At 65.2% G+C, this 17,596-nt stretch carries 19 protein-coding genes; 12 read left to right on the top strand and 7 right to left on the bottom strand.

The features are described 5' to 3' along the window. Positions 1-99: 99 nt before the first annotated feature. Genes J0H39_18730 through J0H39_18705 form a run of 6 tightly spaced genes read left to right on the top strand, consistent with a single transcriptional unit; the run spans position 100 to position 6,069 of the window. Entirely contained in the window at positions 100-1,674 is a 1,575-nt protein-coding gene (locus J0H39_18730; protein ID MBN9498794.1) for an ABC transporter substrate-binding protein, read from the top strand. A 35-nt stretch (positions 1,675-1,709) separates the two neighbouring features. Beyond that, positions 1,710-2,663 (top strand): ABC transporter permease, encoded by a 954-nt coding sequence (locus J0H39_18725; protein MBN9498793.1) that lies wholly within the window; start codon positions 1,710-1,712, stop codon positions 2,661-2,663. Then, positions 2,660-3,478 (top strand): ABC transporter permease, encoded by an 819-nt coding sequence (locus tag J0H39_18720; GenBank protein MBN9498792.1) that lies wholly within the window; start codon positions 2,660-2,662, stop codon positions 3,476-3,478. Before J0H39_18725 ends, J0H39_18720 begins: the two co-directional genes overlap by 4 nt. Then, on the top strand, positions 3,475-4,458 hold the full coding sequence (locus J0H39_18715; protein MBN9498791.1) for an ABC transporter ATP-binding protein: 984 nt from the start codon (positions 3,475-3,477) through the stop codon (positions 4,456-4,458). The genes J0H39_18720 and J0H39_18715 overlap by 4 nt, the downstream gene beginning before the upstream one ends. Then, a complete protein-coding gene (locus J0H39_18710; GenBank protein MBN9498790.1) occupies positions 4,455-5,423 on the top strand; it encodes an ATP-binding cassette domain-containing protein in 969 nt (322 codons plus the stop codon). Before J0H39_18715 ends, J0H39_18710 begins: the two co-directional genes overlap by 4 nt. Further along, positions 5,413-6,069 carry a lysophospholipase gene (locus J0H39_18705; protein MBN9498789.1) on the top strand — a complete coding sequence of 219 codons (657 nt, stop codon included), beginning with the start codon at positions 5,413-5,415 and terminating at the stop codon, positions 6,067-6,069. Before J0H39_18710 ends, J0H39_18705 begins: the two co-directional genes overlap by 11 nt. A gap of 5 nt (positions 6,070-6,074) precedes the next feature. Here the strand turns inward: J0H39_18705 and J0H39_18700 are convergent, their stop codons facing one another. Next, a complete protein-coding gene (locus J0H39_18700) occupies positions 6,075-7,058 on the bottom strand; it encodes an isopenicillin N synthase family oxygenase (protein MBN9498788.1) in 984 nt (327 codons plus the stop codon). Next, positions 7,055-8,077, bottom strand: coding sequence for a hypothetical protein (locus tag J0H39_18695; GenBank protein ID MBN9498787.1), 1,023 nt, complete (start codon positions 8,075-8,077; stop codon positions 7,055-7,057). Before J0H39_18695 ends, J0H39_18700 begins: the two co-directional genes overlap by 4 nt. A 98-nt stretch (positions 8,078-8,175) precedes the next feature. Between J0H39_18695 and J0H39_18690 the strand changes: the two genes are divergently transcribed. After that, complete coding sequence (locus tag J0H39_18690; GenBank protein ID MBN9498786.1) at positions 8,176-8,877, top strand: GntR family transcriptional regulator; 702 nt, start codon at positions 8,176-8,178, stop codon at positions 8,875-8,877. Between the two features lies 1 nt (position 8,878). On the opposite strand, the gene J0H39_18685 is transcribed toward J0H39_18690, so the two are convergent. Then, positions 8,879-10,210: an amidohydrolase family protein gene (locus tag J0H39_18685; protein ID MBN9498785.1), complete on the bottom strand. Its 1,332-nt coding sequence runs from the start codon at positions 10,208-10,210 to the stop codon at positions 8,879-8,881. Positions 10,211-10,323: 113 nt separating this feature from the next. Here J0H39_18685 and J0H39_18680 point away from each other — a divergent pair, with 113 nt between their 5' ends. From J0H39_18680 to J0H39_18660, 5 genes are read left to right on the top strand one after another with little or no spacing between them, the layout of a single operon-like run. Continuing rightward, entirely contained in the window at positions 10,324-11,415 is a 1,092-nt protein-coding gene (locus tag J0H39_18680; GenBank protein MBN9498784.1) for an extracellular solute-binding protein, read from the top strand. Beyond that, positions 11,412-12,272, top strand: a complete 861-nt coding sequence (locus tag J0H39_18675) for an ABC transporter permease subunit (GenBank protein ID MBN9498783.1) — start codon at positions 11,412-11,414, stop codon at positions 12,270-12,272. Before J0H39_18680 ends, J0H39_18675 begins: the two co-directional genes overlap by 4 nt. Continuing rightward, complete coding sequence (locus tag J0H39_18670; protein ID MBN9498782.1) at positions 12,269-13,087, top strand: ABC transporter permease; 819 nt, start codon at positions 12,269-12,271, stop codon at positions 13,085-13,087. Before J0H39_18675 ends, J0H39_18670 begins: the two co-directional genes overlap by 4 nt. Beyond that, the gene (locus J0H39_18665) at positions 13,084-14,133 is read left to right on the top strand and encodes an ABC transporter ATP-binding protein (protein ID MBN9498781.1); all 1,050 of its coding nucleotides are present in this window, start codon (positions 13,084-13,086) and stop codon (positions 14,131-14,133) included. The genes J0H39_18670 and J0H39_18665 overlap by 4 nt, the downstream gene beginning before the upstream one ends. A gap of 3 nt (positions 14,134-14,136) precedes the next feature. Then, positions 14,137-14,883, top strand: coding sequence for an aspartate/glutamate racemase family protein (locus J0H39_18660; protein MBN9498780.1), 747 nt, complete (start codon positions 14,137-14,139; stop codon positions 14,881-14,883). A gap of 3 nt (positions 14,884-14,886) precedes the next feature. On the opposite strand, the gene J0H39_18655 is transcribed toward J0H39_18660, so the two are convergent. From J0H39_18655 to pcaH, 4 genes are read right to left on the bottom strand one after another with little or no spacing between them, the layout of a single operon-like run. Then, the gene (locus J0H39_18655; protein MBN9498779.1) at positions 14,887-15,567 is read right to left on the bottom strand and encodes a CoA transferase subunit B; all 681 of its coding nucleotides are present in this window, start codon (positions 15,565-15,567) and stop codon (positions 14,887-14,889) included. Next, on the bottom strand, positions 15,564-16,271 hold the full coding sequence (locus tag J0H39_18650) for a 3-oxoacid CoA-transferase subunit A (protein MBN9498778.1): 708 nt from the start codon (positions 16,269-16,271) through the stop codon (positions 15,564-15,566). Before J0H39_18650 ends, J0H39_18655 begins: the two co-directional genes overlap by 4 nt. A 21-nt stretch (positions 16,272-16,292) precedes the next feature. Then, on the bottom strand, positions 16,293-16,862 hold the full coding sequence (gene pcaG, locus J0H39_18645) for a protocatechuate 3,4-dioxygenase subunit alpha (GenBank protein ID MBN9498777.1): 570 nt from the start codon (positions 16,860-16,862) through the stop codon (positions 16,293-16,295). A gap of 1 nt (position 16,863) precedes the next feature. Further along, the gene (gene pcaH / locus J0H39_18640) at positions 16,864-17,586 is read right to left on the bottom strand and encodes a protocatechuate 3,4-dioxygenase subunit beta (GenBank protein ID MBN9498776.1); all 723 of its coding nucleotides are present in this window, start codon (positions 17,584-17,586) and stop codon (positions 16,864-16,866) included. Positions 17,587-17,596 lie beyond the last annotated feature (10 nt).

Raw genomic sequence — 17,596 nt, 5'->3', positions numbered from 1 at the left:
CGCGTCTAGTTGGGGGCCCGGCCGGTCCATATTGTCGCGACATCGAAAACGGTCCGCGCGAGTCCAAGCGCGGCCGATGTCTCGGGAGGAACCAGACGAATGTTTCGCAAAAAAGCGATCGCCGCGGCGATGCTGATGGGCTTGGCCTTCGCCCTGCCCGCCCAGGCGCAAAGCGTGCTGCGCGTGAAGGGCGACGGCGATATCAAGCAGCTCGACGCGCTGTTCACCACGTCGTATCCGACGCGCGACATGGCGTATCTCATTTTCGACACGCTGTTCTCGGTCGACGCCAACTACAAGCCGCAGCCGCAGATGGTCGATAAGTGGTCGGTCTCGGACGACCGCAAGACCTATACCTTCACGCTGCGCCCCGGCCTCAAGTTCCACGACGGTGCGCCGGTCACCTCGGCCGATGTCGTCGCCTCGATCGATCGCTGGCTTCAGCGCGACAGCATGGGGATGGAAATCGGCAAGCGCCGCGAGTCCCTCGTCGCCGTCGATCAGTCGACGTTCAAACTCGTTCTCAAGGAGCCATTCGATCGCGTGATCGAAGGTTTCGGGCGCATGACCGCCTATCCGCTGTTCATCTTGCCGGCGCGCCTGGCCAAAACGCCGCCGACGGAGGAGATCCGCGAGTTCGTCGGCTCGGGCCCGTTCAAGCTGGCGGCGTCGGAGTGGGTGCCGGGCGTGCAACTCGTACTGACCAAGAACGCGGATTACGTGCCGCGCAGCGAAGCGCCTTCGGCGCTCGCCGGCGGTAAGATCGCCAAGGTCGACCGCATCGAGCGCATCACCTTCCGCGACGATATGAGCGCCGTGAACGCGCTGCTGGCGGGCGAGATCGACTATGTCAGCTCCGTGCCGCCGGAATTGCTGCCCGTGCTCCAGGCCGATCCGGACATCCAATGGGCGAAGGCGCCGATCCTGGGCAAGAACTTCCAGGTGATCATCAACCACACCCAACCGCCCTTCAACGACGTGCGGATGCGCCAAGCGCTGCAATATCTGGTCAATCAGCAGGACATGATGACCGCGATCTTCGGCAACAGGAAAGACCTGTACGAGATCTGCGGCGCGTTGTTCATGTGCGGCGGCCCCTACGCCACCGATATCGGCAGCGAGAGGTTCCTCAACCCGTCGGTCGACAAGGCGAAAGAACTGATCAAGGCCGCCGGCTATGACGGCACGCCGATCGTCTATCTGCATCCGATGGATGGCAAGATCCAGCGCGACGGCGGTACGATCCTGGTCGCCGCGATGCGCAAAGCGGGTCTGGTTGTTGAAGACGTGCAGATGGATACGGCGACGATGTTCACCCGCCGCACCAACAAGGGCACGCCCAAAGAAGGCGGCTGGAACGTGTTCATGACCGGCTTCGCGGGCGACGCGTTGATGGACCCGCTGACCAACCCGTTCATGACGGGGGCGTGCGAACGCGCGTGGATCGGCTGGCCGTGCGACACGGAAATGCAGAAGCTGTGGCAGGATTTCCTGCTCGCGGGCAACGACGCCCAGCGGCGCGAAATCGCGGTCAAGCTGCAAGCCAAAGCGAACGAGATCGTCACCTACATCCCGATCGGCCAGTACAACGACATCTCCGCTTGGCGCAAGAACGTGTCGGGCATGGTGCCGGGCCCGATCCTGACGCTGTGGAACGTCCAGAAGACCCGCTAAGTTCGGCGGGATTTTCCGGATACGAGGACTGATTAGTGGCGCGTTTTCTGCTCTGGCGTTTGTTGTCGACGGTGCCGGTCATGTTGACCGTGCTGGTGGTGATCTTCCTGCTGCTGCATATCGGGCCGGGAGATCCCGCCGCCACCTTGGCGGGCGACAACGCGACGCCGGAGCAGATCGCGGGCATCCGCGCCCGGCTCCATCTCGATCAGCCGCTGATCGTTCAGTTCGCGATCTATCTGCGCCAAGTCCTGTCGTTCGATCTCGGCGTTTCCGTCTTCTCCAACCGGCCGGTCACGACGCTGATCCTGCAGCGCGCCGAACCGACCTTGATGCTGGCGACGACCACGACGCTGCTCTCGGTCATCGTCGCGGTTCCGGCCGGCATCTATGCCGCCAAGCGGGTGGGCCGTTTCGGCGACTACGTCGTGATGGGGCTTTCCGCCCTCGCCTTTTCCGTGCCCGTTTTCGTGCTCGGTTATCTGCTGATGCAAAGTTTCGCGATTTCGCTGCGCTGGCTGCCGGTGCAGGGTTATCGCCCGCTCTCCGCCGGATTGATGGCGTGCTTGACGAGCCTCACTTTACCCACGCTGGCGCTGACCTGCCTGTTCGCCGCCTTGGTCGCGCGCATCACCCGCGCCACGATGCTCGACGTGCTGGCGCAGGATTACATCCGCACGGCGCGCGCCAAAGGGGCGGGCCGCTTTCGCATCCTGCTGGTCCATGCGCTCAAGAATATCGGCGTGCCCGTCGTCACGGTCGTCGGCACGTCCTTCGCCGCCTTGCTCGGCGGCGTGGTCGTCACCGAAAGCGTGTTCAACATTCCCGGGGCCGGCCGCCTGACGGTCGAAGCGATCCTGACGCGCGACTATCCCGTCGTGCAGGGCGTGATGCTCGTCTTCGCCGTCATCCTGGTCGGCGTCAATCTGCTGGTGGATTTGAGCTACACGCTGTTCGATCCGCGCATCCGCCACGGCGGCGCGCGATGAAACGCGGCTATTCCTTCCCGATGGTGTTCGGCGGCACGGTGATTGCGGCGACGCTGCTTTGCGCCCTGCTCGCGCCGATGATCCTGGGCTATAGCGACGATATCGTGATGACGCGCAGCATGCGGGCCCCCGGCGCGGAATACTGGTTCGGCACCGACAATCTGGGCCGCGACATCTTCGTGCGCACGCTGTCGGGTGCACGCAATTCGGTCATCGTCGGGATCGGCGTCGCGGGGCTCACTTTGCTGATCGGCACGGCGTTCGGTCTGCTCGCCGGGTATTTCAACCGGCTCGACGGCGCGATCATGCGCATGATGGACGGGCTGATGGCGATCCCCGGCGTGTTGCTGGCGATCGCGCTTGCCGCGATCCTGGGCAGCGGGCTCTACACCGTCGTCATCGCGATCGCCGCCCCCGAAATCCCCCGCACCGCGCGCCTCGTGCGCTCGGTCGTGCTGACGATCCGCGAAATGCCTTTCGTCGCCGCCGCGATCTCGGTCGGCTCCAGCACGCCCAAAATCCTGCTGCGCCATATCCTGCCCAACGCGATGCCGGCGCTGATGGTGCAGGCGACGTTCGTTTGCGCCTCCGCCATCCTGACCGAAGCGGTGTTGAGCTTCCTGGGCGTGGGCACCTCGCCCGACATCCCGAGCTGGGGCAACGTCATGGCGGGCGGACGGCAGTTCTTCCGCGTGGCGCCGTGGGTCATCCTGTTCCCCGGCATTTTCCTGTCGATCTTCGTGCTGGCAATCAATCTGTTCGGCGACGCGCTGCGCGAACGCGGCGATCCGATGCTGTCGGGGCGGCGCGCATGACCGCACCGCTTCTGGAAGTGCGCGACCTGCGCGTCGCGATGAATCAGGGCCGCACGCAAGTGCTGCGCGGCGTCGACTTCGATTTGGCCGAAAGCCGCACGCTGTGCCTGGTCGGCGAGTCCGGCTCGGGCAAAAGCGTGACGGCCGCCGCGCTAATGGATCTGTTACCGCCGCATGCGCGCATCGACGCCGCGACGATGAATCTGGGCGGCCGCCCCCTCGCCGATATGCGCCGTGCCGAACGCGACATGGCGATGATCTTCCAGGACCCGATGACCTCGCTCAATCCGGTCCTGACCATCGGCTATCAATTGCGCGAGGCGTTGCAGCTCAAAGAGAAAGTCTCGAACGACGCCGCGCATGCGCGCGTGCTGGACGTGATGCGCCAAGTCCGCATTCCCGATCCGGCCACGCGCCTCGCCGCCTACCCGCATCAGCTTTCGGGTGGTATGCGCCAGCGCGTGATGATCGCGATGGCGTTGATCTGCCGCCCGCGTCTGCTAATCGCCGACGAGCCGACGACCGCCTTGGACGTGACCGTACAGGCGCAAATCCTGTGGCTGTTGCAGGAATTGCAACGCGAGACAGGCACGGCGATCCTGTTCATCACCCACGATCTGGGCGTGGTGGCGGAAATCGCGCACGACGTCGCGGTAATGTATGCGGGGCGCATCGTCGAGCGCGGCCCGGTCGGTGAAATTTTTCGCGATCCCGCGCATCCGTATACGGCGGGCTTGATGGCCGCCACGCTCGACCATCGCACGGCAAACGACGCGCGGGGCCAGCGCCTGGTCGAATTGCCCGGCACGGTCCCGGTTGCGGGCGAGGCGATTCCGGGCTGCGCCTTCGCGCCGCGCTGCGCCTACGCCGTCGATGCGTGCACCCAATCGCCGCCCGAATGGCGCCGTCTGACCCGCGCACATGGCGCGGCTTGCCCCTATTTCCGCGCACCGCAAATGGCCGGGAGCGTCGCGCGATGACCGCCGCCATCCTCGAAGCCGAAAACATCGTCCGCCATTTCCCGGCGGGTGCTTCGACCGTTCACGCGGTCAACGGCGTCTCGCTATCGCTGAACGCGGGCGAAGTCCTCGCGGTCGTCGGCGAAAGCGGCTGCGGGAAATCGACGCTGGGCCGCATCTTGGTGGCGCTGGACCGCCCCACACGGGGCGCCGTACGGATGAACGGCAACGACCTGTCGGCGCTGTCCGGCACGGCCTTGCGCAAGAGCCGTGCGGGCTTCCAGATGATCTTCCAGGATCCCGGCACGTCGCTCAATCCGCGCTGGACGATCGGCCAGTCGTTGCGCGAACCGCTGGAGAATTTCGCCATCGGCACGCGAACGGATCGCGCGGAACGGGTCCGCGATCTGCTAAAGCGCGTGGGATTGCGGCCCGAGTTCGCCGAGCGCTATCCGCACGAGCTTTCCGGCGGACAAAAGCAGCGCGTGGCGATCGCGCGGGCACTCGCGGGCAATCCGCGTCTGCTGGTGGCGGACGAGCCCGTCTCCGCGCTCGACGTTTCGGTGCGCGCGCAGGTCATCAATCTTTTGTCGGATCTGATCGCATCGGGCGATCTGGCGCTCGTCTTCATCTCGCACGATATCGGCGTCGTCGCGCATATCAGCACGCGGATCGCGGTCATGTATCTGGGCCGCATCGTCGAAATCGGGCCGACAGCGGACGTGCTGCGCAGCCCCCGCCATCCTTATACGCGCGGGCTGCTCGACGCCGTGCCGGTCCCCGATCCCGAACAACGCCGCACACGCACGCCGTTGACCGGCGATCCGCCGAGCCCCATCGATCTGCCGCCGGGCTGCGCCTTCGTCGCGCGCTGCCCGCACGCGATCGATGCCTGCCGTGCCGCCGTGCCCGAACTTCGCGCCGTCTCGCCGGCGCGTTCCGTCGCCTGTCTCCGCAGCGAAGAGATCTCGACCGATGAACTATGACAAGATCGTCCAATATCCGCTCGACGTCGAACGCTCGGATTGGACCACCCAGCATTGGGACGACGACGTCCTCGCCGTCATCAAGCAGGCGCGCCGGCGCCGCTTCCAAGGTCGTCCGATCGTGTTCTTCGGCTCGTCGTCCTTCCGCTATTGGATGCGGATGACGGAGGATCTCGGCCGTCTCGACGTGCTCAATCTCGGCTTCGGCGGCGGCACGGTCGAAAGCGCGCTTCGCTATTTCGACCGCCTGTTCGACGGCATCGATCCCGCCAAGATCGTGCTGTATTTCGGCGAGAACGACGTCGCGAATGACGGACTGACGGCGGCGCAGATCATGATCGGCATGATGCAACTCGTGAAGCGGATCGAGGAATGCTACGGTGCCGTGCCGCTCTACTACGTGTCGATCAAGCACAGCCCGAAGCGCTGGCTGTATGGCGAGGAATTCGACCGGCTGAACGAAGCGCTGCGCGAGGACGCCGCGCGCGCGAATAACCGGCATTACATCGATTTGACCTCGTGCTTGATCGGCCCCAACGGACGGCCCATCGGGCGCTACTACGCCGACGATCAGATCCATCTCAACGCCACCGGCTATAATGTGTGGCGCGAGAAGCTGGAAGCGACCGACGAACTTTGGCGTTGAGGCGTTCAACCGCGCCGCACCGCACTGATCCGTTTGTGCATGTATTCGCCCGCGAGGATCGGCGCATGACGCGGGCTTTCACCCGGCGGCACCGTACCGGGCAACGCCGCGACGGGCGCGTCGAAATTCGGATGGCAGAAATAGCCGAGCGACAGGCGCGCGCGCTTCGCCGCCTCGCCTTGCGGGTTCTGCACGCGATGGACGGTGCTGACCCAGCGATCGTTCGTCCATTGCTGCATCAGATCGCCGATATTGATGACGTAAGCGTCGGCGGGCGGATCGACGGGCACGAATTCGCCGTCGGGCGTTTGCACTTCCAAACCCATGCCGCCCTCCTCGGGCGGCAGCAATACGGTCAAGCTGCCGAAATCCGAATGCGCGCCGGCGCGCAATTGCCCTTCGACCGGCGGCTTGTCCAACGCGGGATAATGCAGCGCGTGAAACGCGGCGAAGTGGTTGTCGATCTTGTCGTTGAAGAAACCGATCGGCAGGTTCAACGCGGCGGCGAAGCAGCGCATGATCTCGCCCGATAACCGCTCCATCTCGCGGAAATAGGCGGTGAAGACGAGCTTCAATCCCTCGGGCTTCGCGGGCCAAATGTTCGGCTTGTAGAACGGCGCCGCGTTTTCGTATTGCGCGTATTCGATGCCCGTGACTTCGGGGCGGCCGAAGCTGAGCAGCGTGCGGAAATCGGGCGGCGTTTCCACGCCGCGCGAGCGCGCCAGCGTGTTGGTCTCCGGCGGGGTGTAGCCGCGCAGCATCGTGCCTTTGGGCGGGCGCAGCTTTTCCTTCTCGGCCTCGGGCAGCGCGAAGAACTCCCACGACAATCGGCGCACTTCGGCGATCAGATCGGCGGGCACGCCATGGCCGCGGATCACCAGAAAGCCGATCTTGCGGCAGGCCTCGTCGATCGTGCGGCCCAACGTTGCGATCGCGGCGGCATCGCCCGAGCGGATCGGCGCGATATCGACGACGGGGACGGCGCTCATGCTTCGCTTCCTTCCGCTTTCACTTGGGCGACGAACGACGCGAAGCCGCCATCGTCCGGGCCCTGGGCTTCCGCCCCGCCCGAGACCAGCACGGCACCGTGGCCGATCGTCGAACCGATCATCGCGCCATAGGCGGCGCGCGCATGGCGATGCATGGCGATATCGTTGTCGAGATTCATCGCATGCGGCATGCCCCTTATCGTGCCGTTCGCCGGCGCGTCGCCCTTGGAGATCGCGGCGATCAAACGCTTCGACTGATCCGGCGGCAATTGCGGCGCAGCGGCGAATCCGAATTTCGCCAGCGCACCCGCGACCGACGGTGAGTCGAACGGATCGGCGAGCACGGCGTGGGATACGGCATAGGCGGGATCGCCGCCCGCCCCGTTCGCCAGCACGAAAATCTGCTGACCCGGCCCGTCATGCCGCGCCACGACGAAAGCGCGGCTGGCGAAATTCGCATCCTTGCCGTCCACCACTTGCGCCACGCCAAGGGCCGCTTGCTTGCGCACGGCGGGATCGGCGGCCGGGTCTTCGAAATTCGAGGGTGCGCGCACGATTACCAGCCCGATATCGTCGGCGCGCCAATTCGACGCCGCCATCAGATCGGCCAACTGACGCGCGGTCGCGTCGCGATGCTTGGCCGTGCCGTGATCGGCGGGCGCGACCTCGATCCGCGACACGCCCGCAAGCAAGCCGCGTTCGCCTGTCGCTTGCCCCTTCGTCCAGATCACGAGATGGGGCGAGACCGGCCCTTCCGATCCGCCCGACACCAGGATCGGCACTTGCTCGGCGACCGCGGCTTCGTCCACGCCCAAACGCTTGGCGAGCATCGTGCGCAGCAATAGGTCGATCCACGGTTTGGTGAAATCGTTGCGCAGACCGTTGCCGCGCGTCTTGCACCACAGCCCGACAATGTCGGCGGCGTTGATCGTTCCGCCATCCAGAATTTGGGCAAAGCCCGCGAGGTCGTCGGGGGCACGCATGGGCAGGCGGATCGGGCGTATCGCTGTCGTCTTCATCGATTCCTACTTTGCTGACGAATTAGTCATTTTGTCGGCAATAAAGCCCAATGATTGACCATTAGGGCAAATTGCCGGGAATGTGCTAAAGGGCGGACATGCCTGCCGACACGCTCGCCCCGCGCCCGCTGCAAGCCGCCCTCGTCTCCGCCAAGATCGTCGACGCGGTTTTGGAGGCGATCGCCCATGGGCGTTTGACCGCCGGCACGCGCCTGCGCGAGGAGGAAATCGCCGGGATATTCGGTGCGAGCCGGGCGGCGGTGCGCGAGGCGTTGAAGGCGCTGGCCGAGCGTGGCGTCGCGGTGCTGCAGCCCAATCGCGGGGCGCGCGTCGCCTCGCCCACCGAAGACGAAGTCACCCAAACCTATGCCGCGCGCGCGTTGATCGAAGGGGCGATGGCCGCCGATCTCGCCCAGCACATCACCGCCGCCGATATCCGCAAGCTGCGCGAACATATCGGCGCGCAGCGGCGCACCAACGACAGCGGCGAGCGGCGCGAACATCTGCGCTTGATGGGCGATTTCCACACCCTGCTCGCCACGCTGCACGGCAATCCGGTCGTCACCGAAACGCTGGAACGCTTGGTCGCGCGCACCAGCTTCATGACCGCGCTGTTCCCGCCGCCAACCCAGATCTGCGCAATCGACGATCACGTCGCGATGGTCGACGCGCTCGCCAAGGGCGACGGCGCGCTGGCGCAACGCCTGGCGTCCAAGCACATGATGGACAACCGCGCACGCCTGCGCGTAGCGGCATCGGCGCAGACGGCCGATCTGCGCGCGGCGCTGCTGCCCGCGTAGATCACGCATCTTCGGCCGCCCGCGCCCACAAACCTTCGGCGGCTTTCTGCGCGTCCACACGAACGGCGTTCGTATCGGCGAACAACGCTTCGCCATCGCGCACCACTTGGCGACCGGCGACCCAGACATGCTGCACGTCGCGCCCATTGGCGTCGTGGACCAGCGTGCCCAGCGGGTCAAGCAGCGGCGTCAAATGCGCGCGGCGGAAATCCCACGCGACGATATCGGCGGCATAGCCTGGCGCCAAACGGCCGAGCCACGCATCCACACCCAGCGCCTTGGCGCCGTTGCTGGTGGCCATTTCGAAGGCATCTTCGGGCTGCCAATCCTCGGCGACACGGCCCAAATGCACGCGCGCATTGGCCAAGCCCCAGCGCATTTGCTCGGCCATATCCTGCGTCAAATTGTCGGTGCCGAGCGCGATATTGGCGCCGGCCGCGCGTAGATTCGGCGTGTGCGCAACAGCACCGCCCGTCGCGTTGCCCTTGGGCACATGGGCAACCGTCGCCCCCGCCGCACCGAAGCGCTTCACGTCGTCTTCGGTCATATGAATGCAGTGCGCGGCGATCAGATCTTCGTTGAGCAAGCCCACGCGTTCCAGCAATTGCGTGGGCGTGCAGCCGTCGCGCTTCTGGATCTGCGCGTTTTCGAGCTTCGACTGCGACAGATGCGTCGACACCTTCAAGCCGTTGGCGCGCGCGAATTCGCCCGCCCGGCGCAATAGATCGGCCGAGCAGGTATCGGGCGCATGCGGAATCGCGATGGTGCGGGCGCGCCCGCCAAACGCGCCGTTGAAATCGCGGGTCAGCTTCTCGATCTCGCCAAGTCGCAGCTTGCCGATCTCGTCCTTATGTTCCCAATCGGACAGATGGACGCGCGAGAAATCGACGTCGTGCAATCGTCCGCACGCCCAGACGCGCATGCCCAGATCGCACATCGCCGGCAGCGTCAATTCGCCATGCACGTAGCTGTCGACCATCGCGGTCGAGCCGGCGAGCAGCGCCTCCAACGCGCCCAGACGCGCCAAGGCGACGGATTCCTCGGGCCCGATTTCGTGCCCATGCGGCACGCCGCGCGTATAGGCGGGCGCGAAGCCCATATCGATGGCAATGCCGCGCATCAGGCTGAGGATCGCGTGCGTATGGATGTTGACGAAGCCCGGGGTCAGCACGCGGCCCGCCAGGCTTTCGATACGCCCGTCATACGCCGGCAGCGTCGCCATCGGCCCCAGATCGAGGATTTTCTCGCCGTTTAACGCCAGCCAGCCGCGCGCGATGGGGGCCGCCCCCGGGCTTACAATTGTGGCATCGGTCAGGATCAGGTCGGGTTTCACGGCGTCTCTCCGCTTGGCATACCGCGTGCAAGGATTTTGTCGACAATGCAGTTTACATGCCGACAAAGCGCTTGGCGGCATCCTTTCGACCGACCCCCAACCGGGAGACCCCGATGACCGTTTCGATGAATCGCCGTTCCCTTCTCGCCGCGATGAGTGCCGCGGCCGCAACCTCCGCCGGGCCGGTCTTCGGCCAGGCGCGCGGCGAACAGATCCTCGTCGTCATGTGGGGCGCCCAATGGATCGAAGTCTGCCGCCCGATCGGCGAGGAATGGCTGCGCGCCACCGGCGACCGCGTGCAATGGGAACTCCATGCCGGCGGCGCTATGGGCATCGTCGGCCGCATGCGCCCGCAATTCCCGCGCATCCAGCAGAATCTTGTCGCGGCCTGGGACCCGGTGTTCGACGCGATGATCGAAGCCGATTGGCTCGAACCCGTTAGCGAAACCGAAATGTCCGCGCTGAAGGAGATCCCCGAGATCTTCTTCAAGAAGGATAAGCAGGGCCGCAAGATCACGGTGCCGCTGTCCACGGCCGGCGCGTTCTGGGGCTATCGCACCGATCTGCTCGACAAGCCGCTCGAGAATATCGAGCAGCTGCTCGAGCCGCGCTTCAAGGGCAAGCTGTGCGTGCCCGTTCCCGTCAACCTGTCGGGTCTGTTGATGGTCAGCTTGGCCATCCAACGCGGCGGCAACGAACGCAACATCGAACCCGGCTGGCAGTTCCTGAAGGAACTCGCCCAGCGCGGCAATATCGGCCGCGTCGTCGCCAACAACAGCGAAATGATCAACGCGATGAGCCAGGGCGATCTGTCGGTCGCCTTCTGGAACACCGGCGGCTGGCAGGCGGTCAGCGAGCGTTTCCCCACACGCCTGCTCACGCGCCTCAACGACAACAAGGGCTTCCTGTTCAACGAAGGCTATGTCGTGATGAAGGGCGACAACCCGGCGAAGATCGCCGCGGCCAAGCGCTTCGCCAACCATTTCGCGACCGCCGAAATCAACACGCGCTACAACATGCCGCTCGGCTCGGGCCCGACCAACGTCAACGCCAAGCCCGCCGACGCGATCAAGGATATCTTCTACAAGCCCGACGAATTGGCGAAATACGCCTACATCCCCGACTACAGCTACATGTCCACCCAGGTCGACGCATGGACGCGCCGTTGGGAAACCGAGATCACGCCGCTCGTCCGCCAAGGATGATGCGTCTTCCGATCGCGGTTTGGCTGATCGTTCCCGGTGCCGCGGCGCTGGTCCTCCTGATGGGGGGACCCGTCGCGGTACTGACGATCGATTCCTTGCGCCCGTATATTCCCGGCAGCATCCGGGCGGGCGACGGGTACACGTTCGCGAACTACATCGAACTCGCGAAGCCCGCCTATTTCAACTACGCCTACGAAACTTTCCGCATCGGACTGATCGTGTCCGCGTTCTCGGTCGCCATGGGCGCACCCTTGGCTTATGTCGCGGTGCGCAGCCGTCGTGCGATCGTGCGCAAAGGTCTGCTGACGCTGCTCGTCGGGCTGTTGGTCATGAGTCTGATCGCGCGGCTTTACGCGATCGAGATGACCTGGGGCACGCACGGGCCGCTCGCCTTCATCGGCGCGTTCGTCAGCGGCCTGGCCCCGCGTAGCCCGCGCTATGCCGAAGTTCTGGTCGCCATCGGCCTGATGCATTTCACCATTCCGATCGTGGCGCTGATGCTGGTCGGCGCTTTCCGCGCGCTGTCGCCGCGCCTGGAGGAGGCCGCCGCCTCACTGGGGGCGACACGTAGCGAGGCGATTCTGACGGTCGTGCTGCCGCTCGCGGCACCCGCGATGGTGTCGGCCTATCTCGTGTCGCTCGCCATGTGCATCAGCAATTTCGTGGCACCCTTGCTGCTCGGACGCGGCGTGGTCGTGTTCACCACGAACTTGATGTACACGCGCTTCACCGATATCGGGAATTACCAAGCAGGTGCGGCGATCGGCGTGTTCATGCTGATCGCCAGCTTCGCGGTCGTCTACGGCCTTGCGACCATCGCGAAGAAATTTCTGCCCGGCGCGGTCCCGACGCGATGAAACCGCTCGACCTGCCTTTGCGTATCGTCACGCTTGCAATCGTCGTCGCGACGGTCGCGTTCCTGCTCGCCCCGCTGCTGGTCGCATGCCTGTTGTCGTTCGACAATCGCAGCTTCCTGGGCCCCTTCCCGCCCAAGGATTTTTCGCTGCGCTGGTATCGCTCGTTCCTCGACAATCCGTCCTATCTGGACGGGTTCTGGATGAGCGTGCATATCGCGATCATCGCAGGCGCCATCTCCACCGCCATCGGTACGGCGACGGCGCTGGCCTTGGCCGATCCGCGCTTGCCCGGCCGCGACGCCATCGAAGCCGTCTTCCTGTCGCCCAAATTCGTACCGACGGTGGTGATCGGTTTCTCGCTGCTCGTCTTCACCGCCTTCATCGGCATCTACGATCCCTTCGTGCGGCTGGTGATGGGCCATACGATCATCACCATTCCGTTCACTATCCGCGCGGTTTCCGCCAGCCTCGTGGCGCTCAAACGCAGCCATATCGAAGCCGCGATGTCGCTGGGCGCATCGGAACCCCGCGCGCTCTGGGACGTCGCCGTACCGGCCGCGCGCAGCGGCATCGTCGCGGGCGGGGCCATCGCCTTCGTGCTGTCCTTCGACGAAGTCGCGGTCAGCCTGTTCCTGTCGGATGCGTTCACGCAAACGCTGCCGATCGCGCTCGTCGCCGAGATGCGCGCGAATTTGAATTTGACCATCGCGGCGGTATCGACCGTCTTTCTCGCCGCGACATTGGCGTTGCTTTTCGTGCTTGACCGCACGCTCGGTATCGAACGGCTCGCCGGCGACGTGGGAGCGCGCGGATGAAACTCGAAGTTCAAAATCTCGTCCGCCGTTTCGGCAACGCGCTGGCGCTGGACGGCGCCAGCCTCGACGCGAATTCCGGCGAGATCGTCGCGTTGCTCGGCCCCTCGGGCTGCGGCAAAACCACGACCTTGCGTATCGTCGCGGGATTCGAGAATTCGGATTCCGGCCATGTCATGCTGGGCGGCGAGGAGATCGGCCGCCTGCCGCCGCATAAGCGCGATATCGGCTTGGTCTTTCAGGACTACGCGCTGTTCCCGCATATGAGCGTGGCCGACAACGTCGCCTACGGCCTCAAGCGGCGCGGCGTGCCGAAGCTCGAACGCAATCTCACCGTCCAGAAAACGCTGGAAACGGTGCGCCTCTCGGGCCTCGAAGCACGCCGGCCCGCGCAGTTGTCCGGCGGCCAGCAGCAGCGCGTGGCGCTGGCCCGCGCACTGGCGATCCGCCCGCGCTTGCTGCTGCTCGACGAGCCCTTGTCCAATCTCGACGCCAAATTGCGCGGCGTGCTGCAGACGGAGCTGCGCGAAATCCTGACCCGCGTGGGCACGACGACATTGATCGTTACCCACGACCAGGAAGAAGCGATGGCGCTGGCCGACCGGATCGCGGTGATGCGCCACGGCCGCACGCTGCAATTGGGCACGCCGCGCCAAGTTTACGAGAAACCCGCGACGCGCTTTGTGGCGGAATTCCTCGGCAAGTCGCTCTGGCTCGAAGGCAAGTTCGACGGCGAGCGTTTCGTCACCGACACGGGCTTCGCCTTGCGCTGCGCGCCCGCCTATCTGTCGGCCGCACGCTACGGCCTGATGCTGCGCCCCGAAGCGCTGACCTTGAAAGCGCGTCTGGGCGATGGCGACGGATTCCCCGCGACGGTCAAATCCGTGCGCTATCGCGGCCACGCCGATCTTCTGGAGCTGGATATCGCGGGGCGCTTGACCGTATCGATCGAAGTGCCGCACGGTGCGCCGATCCCTGAACCGGGGACGCGCGTCGCGATCGGCTTCGATCCGGCGCGCGCTTTGCCCGTTCCCGAAGATACGGACTGACCCTTGCGCATCCTTTTGCTGAACCCGAACACGTCGCAATCGATCACGGATATCCTGGCCGCGGCGGCGATTCCGGCGGCGGCGCAGGGCACCGAGATCGTGCCGATCACCGCCCCGCGCGGTGTCCCTTATATCTCCAGCCGCGCGGAAGCGCAGATCGGCGGCGCCATCGCGCTGGAAATGCTCGCCGAGCGCGCCGGAACCTACGACGCCGCGATCATCGCCGCCTTCGGCGATCCCGGCCTGTTCGCCGCGCGCGAATTGTTCGACGTGCCCGTCATCGGCATGTCCGAAGCCGCGATGCTGACCGCCTGCATGCTCGGAAAGCGTTTCGGCATCGTCACCTTCGCCGCCGCCATGGAAGCCTGGTATCGCGAATGCGTCGAGCAGCATGGGCTTGCCCATCGCTGTGCCGGTATTCGCTGCCTCGACGGCAGCTTCCGGTCGATCGACGACGTGCAGGAGGAGAAGGAAGCGGCGCTGATCGACCTCGCCCATAAGTCGGTCGCACTCGACGGGGCGGAAGTCGTCATCCTGGCGGGAGCGCCGTTATCGGGTCTCGCCGCCAAGGTCGCGGATCGCATCCCCGTGCCGCTGGTCGATCAAGCCGCCGCCGCCGTCAAACAAGCCGAAGCGCTGGCCACGCTCAAGCCGCGCAAGGCGACCGCTGGCGGCTTTCGTCGCCCAGGCGCCAAACCGAGCTCGGGGCTTGCCGCCGCCCTCGCCGCGCGCATCGCGCACGAGAAATAAAAATCACGCCGCGAGGCTCGGCACCTTCAACTCGCCGACTGCGCCGTCGACATGAAGCTTGGCGCCGGTGAGCGCTTGGAGTTCGTCGAGCGTCATGCTGCCAAGCTTCTCCCGCAGCACGAACTTGCCGCCGGCGATGTCGATGACCGCGAGGCTGGTATAGACGCGCGTGACGCACCCCACCCCGGTCAGCGGCAGCGTGCAGCGTTCGACGAGCTTGGGCTTGCCATCCTTAGTGACGTGCTCGGTGATCACCGCCACGCGCTTGGCGCCGTGGACCAAGTCCATCGCGCCGCCGACCGCCGGCACGCCCTTGGGGCCGGTGCTCCAATTCGCGAGGTCGCCGCTCTGCGCCACCTGATAGGCGCCAAGGATCGCGACATCCAAATGACCGCCGCGCACCATCGCGAAACTGGTCGCGTGATCGAAGAAGGCCGAGCCCGGCTTCAACGTCACGGCCTTCTTGCCGGCGTTGATCAGATCCCAGTCTTCTTCGCCCGCTTTGGGGGCGGGCCCGAAATCCAGAATGCCGTTTTCGGTATGGAAGATCGCTTGGCGGCCCGGCGGCTGATACTGCGCGACCATCTCCGGGAAGCCGATCCCGAGATTGACGTAAGCGCCATCGGCGATGTCCTGCGCCGCGCGCCAGGCGATCTGGGCGTTGGAAAGCTTTTCGGCGGTCATGGGTAGCGCGCCCCCGCGCGGTTCAAATCTTCTTCCTGCGCCGGGTTCGGCACTTCGACGATCTTCTGCACGAAGATGCCGGGTGTGACGACGCTTTCAGGCGCGATACCGCCGGGCGCGACGAGCTTCGAGACCTGCACGATCGCCGTGGCCGACGCCATGCACATCAGCGGGCCGAAATTACGCGCGGCCGCACGGTAGGTGAGATTGCCGTGCGTGTCGCCGATCTCGGCCTTCACCAGCGCGAAATCCGCTTTCAGCCAACGTTCCTGCACGTAAGGCCGCCCGTCGAACTCGGCGACCGGCTTGCCTTTGGCGAGATCGGTGCCGTAGCTGGTCGGCGTATAGAATGCCGGAATCCCCGCCCCGCCCGCGCGGATACGCTCGGCGAGCGTGCCTTGCGGCACGAGCTCCAGCTCGATCTTGCCGGCAAGGTAGCGTTCGGTGAACACGACCGGATCGGCCGAACGCGGAAAGGAGCAGATCAGCTTCGCCACGCATCCCGCTTCGATCAGCGCGGCGAGGCCGACATGCCCGTTCCCGGCGTTGTTGTTGACGACGGTGAGGCCTTTCGGCCCCTTGTCGATCAGCGCATGGATCAGCTCGATCGGCGAGCCGGACCCGCCGAACCCGCCGATCATCACCGACGCGCCGTCGCCGATCACCGACACGGCTTCGGCGAGACTTGCGATTGTCTTGTTCAAGGCCGGGGGGCTCCTTGCCGGTCAGATGTCGAAGAAGACGGTCTCGCCGTCGCCTTGCAGAACGATATCGAAACGATAGACCGTCTTGCCACTCTCCGTCGATCGCGCGCCGATCAGCGTCGCCGCCAAAGCGGGATCGCCCACGGCCTTCAACGTGGGATCGGCGGCGTTGGCGTCCTTCTCGTCCGCGAAATACATCCGCGTATGAAGATGGATGTTGAGCCCGCGCGCGAACAGCAGCAGCGTGACGAAGGGCGCGTCCGGCGCGCCCGCGACCTTGCCGGGCTTGACCGTTTCGAACCGATAGAGGCCGGTCTTGAAATCGGTCGCCGCACGGCCCCAGAAGCCGGGCAGCTTGCCTTTGCTGTCGGCCTGCCACAGCTCCAGCACCGCATCGACGACCAGCGAGCCCGCGCCGTCGCGCACCGTGCCTTCGATGAAGATGCGCTCGCCCGCCGCATTGGCGGGTGCCGCGACGTCGAGCTTTTCCTGCGTGCGGACGTTCAGCCCCGCGACCGACGGCAGCGTGCCGATATGCACATAGGGGCCGGCGGTCTGCGACGGGGTTTCGTTCAACGGTTCGATCGTCATGTCAGTTCCCCTCCGGCCGGTTCTCGAAGAAGGTCGAGCGGCGGCCGCGCAGCACGATGTCGAAGCGATAGGTCAGGTGGTCGTACGGCCCCTGGTTTTCGAGGTCGAGCTTCGCGACCAGCATATCGATCGCCGCCGCGTCCGCGATCGTGTTGACGATCGGGCATTTGGCGATCAGCGGGTCGCCTTCGAAATAGAATTGCGTGATCAAGCGCTGCGCGAACGCGGCACCGAAAATCGAGATATGGATATGCGCCGGGCGCCAGTCGGAGCCGTTGTTGCGGAAAGGATACGGGCCGGGCTTGATCGTGCGGAAAGCGTATTTGCCCTCCGCATCTGTGAGCACGCGGCCGCAGCCGCCGAAATTCGGATCGATCGCGGCGAGATAGCCGTCGCGTACATGGCGATAGCGCCCGCCGGCATTGGCCTGCCAAATCTCGATCAACGCGCCGGGCACGGGGCGCGCATTCTGATCGAGCACGCGGCCATGGACGACGATACGCTCGCCCACCGCTTCCGCGCCCGTGCCGTAATTCAGGATCAGATCGTGATCGAGCGGATCGAGTTTCGCTTGGCCGAAGACCGGGCTCGCCATATCGACGGCGGATTGCGGCAGCGACAGCAGCGGCCGTTGCGGATTGCGCAGCACCGTCGATTTGTAGTTCGGCACGATCGGCGCCGGATGCCATTTCCGGTCCCGGCGATAATATTCGGTGTTCGACATCGTTCCCTTA

The sequence above is a fragment of the Alphaproteobacteria bacterium genome (genome assembly GCA_017308135.1).
In the GTDB taxonomy this organism is placed as follows: domain Bacteria; phylum Pseudomonadota; class Alphaproteobacteria; order CACIAM-22H2; family CACIAM-22H2; genus Tagaea.
This window is presented reverse-complemented; position numbering and strand designations above follow the sequence as displayed.

What these genes read in the sequence shown, in the direction of transcription:
- J0H39_18730 (MBN9498794.1), top strand. Translation starts at nt 100, where the DNA reads ATGTTTCGCAAAAAAGCGATCGCCGCGGCGATGCTGATGGGCTTGGCC.
- J0H39_18720 (MBN9498792.1), top strand. Translation starts at nt 2,660, where the DNA reads ATGAAACGCGGCTATTCCTTCCCGATGGTGTTCGGCGGCACGGTGATT.
- J0H39_18715 (MBN9498791.1), top strand. Translation starts at nt 3,475, where the DNA reads ATGACCGCACCGCTTCTGGAAGTGCGCGACCTGCGCGTCGCGATGAAT.
- J0H39_18710 (MBN9498790.1), top strand. Translation starts at nt 4,455, where the DNA reads ATGACCGCCGCCATCCTCGAAGCCGAAAACATCGTCCGCCATTTCCCG.
- J0H39_18705 (MBN9498789.1), top strand. Translation starts at nt 5,413, where the DNA reads ATGAACTATGACAAGATCGTCCAATATCCGCTCGACGTCGAACGCTCG.
- J0H39_18700 (MBN9498788.1), bottom strand. Translation starts at nt 7,058, where the DNA reads ATGAGCGCCGTCCCCGTCGTCGATATCGCGCCGATCCGCTCGGGCGAT.
- J0H39_18695 (MBN9498787.1), bottom strand. Translation starts at nt 8,077, where the DNA reads ATGAAGACGACAGCGATACGCCCGATCCGCCTGCCCATGCGTGCCCCC.
- J0H39_18690 (MBN9498786.1), top strand. Translation starts at nt 8,176, where the DNA reads ATGCCTGCCGACACGCTCGCCCCGCGCCCGCTGCAAGCCGCCCTCGTC.
- J0H39_18680 (MBN9498784.1), top strand. Translation starts at nt 10,324, where the DNA reads ATGACCGTTTCGATGAATCGCCGTTCCCTTCTCGCCGCGATGAGTGCC.
- J0H39_18675 (MBN9498783.1), top strand. Translation starts at nt 11,412, where the DNA reads ATGATGCGTCTTCCGATCGCGGTTTGGCTGATCGTTCCCGGTGCCGCG.
- J0H39_18670 (MBN9498782.1), top strand. Translation starts at nt 12,269, where the DNA reads ATGAAACCGCTCGACCTGCCTTTGCGTATCGTCACGCTTGCAATCGTC.
- J0H39_18665 (MBN9498781.1), top strand. Translation starts at nt 13,084, where the DNA reads ATGAAACTCGAAGTTCAAAATCTCGTCCGCCGTTTCGGCAACGCGCTG.
- J0H39_18655 (MBN9498779.1), bottom strand. Translation starts at nt 15,567, where the DNA reads ATGACCGCCGAAAAGCTTTCCAACGCCCAGATCGCCTGGCGCGCGGCG.
- pcaG (MBN9498777.1), bottom strand. Translation starts at nt 16,862, where the DNA reads ATGACGATCGAACCGTTGAACGAAACCCCGTCGCAGACCGCCGGCCCC.
- pcaH (MBN9498776.1), bottom strand. Translation starts at nt 17,586, where the DNA reads ATGTCGAACACCGAATATTATCGCCGGGACCGGAAATGGCATCCGGCG.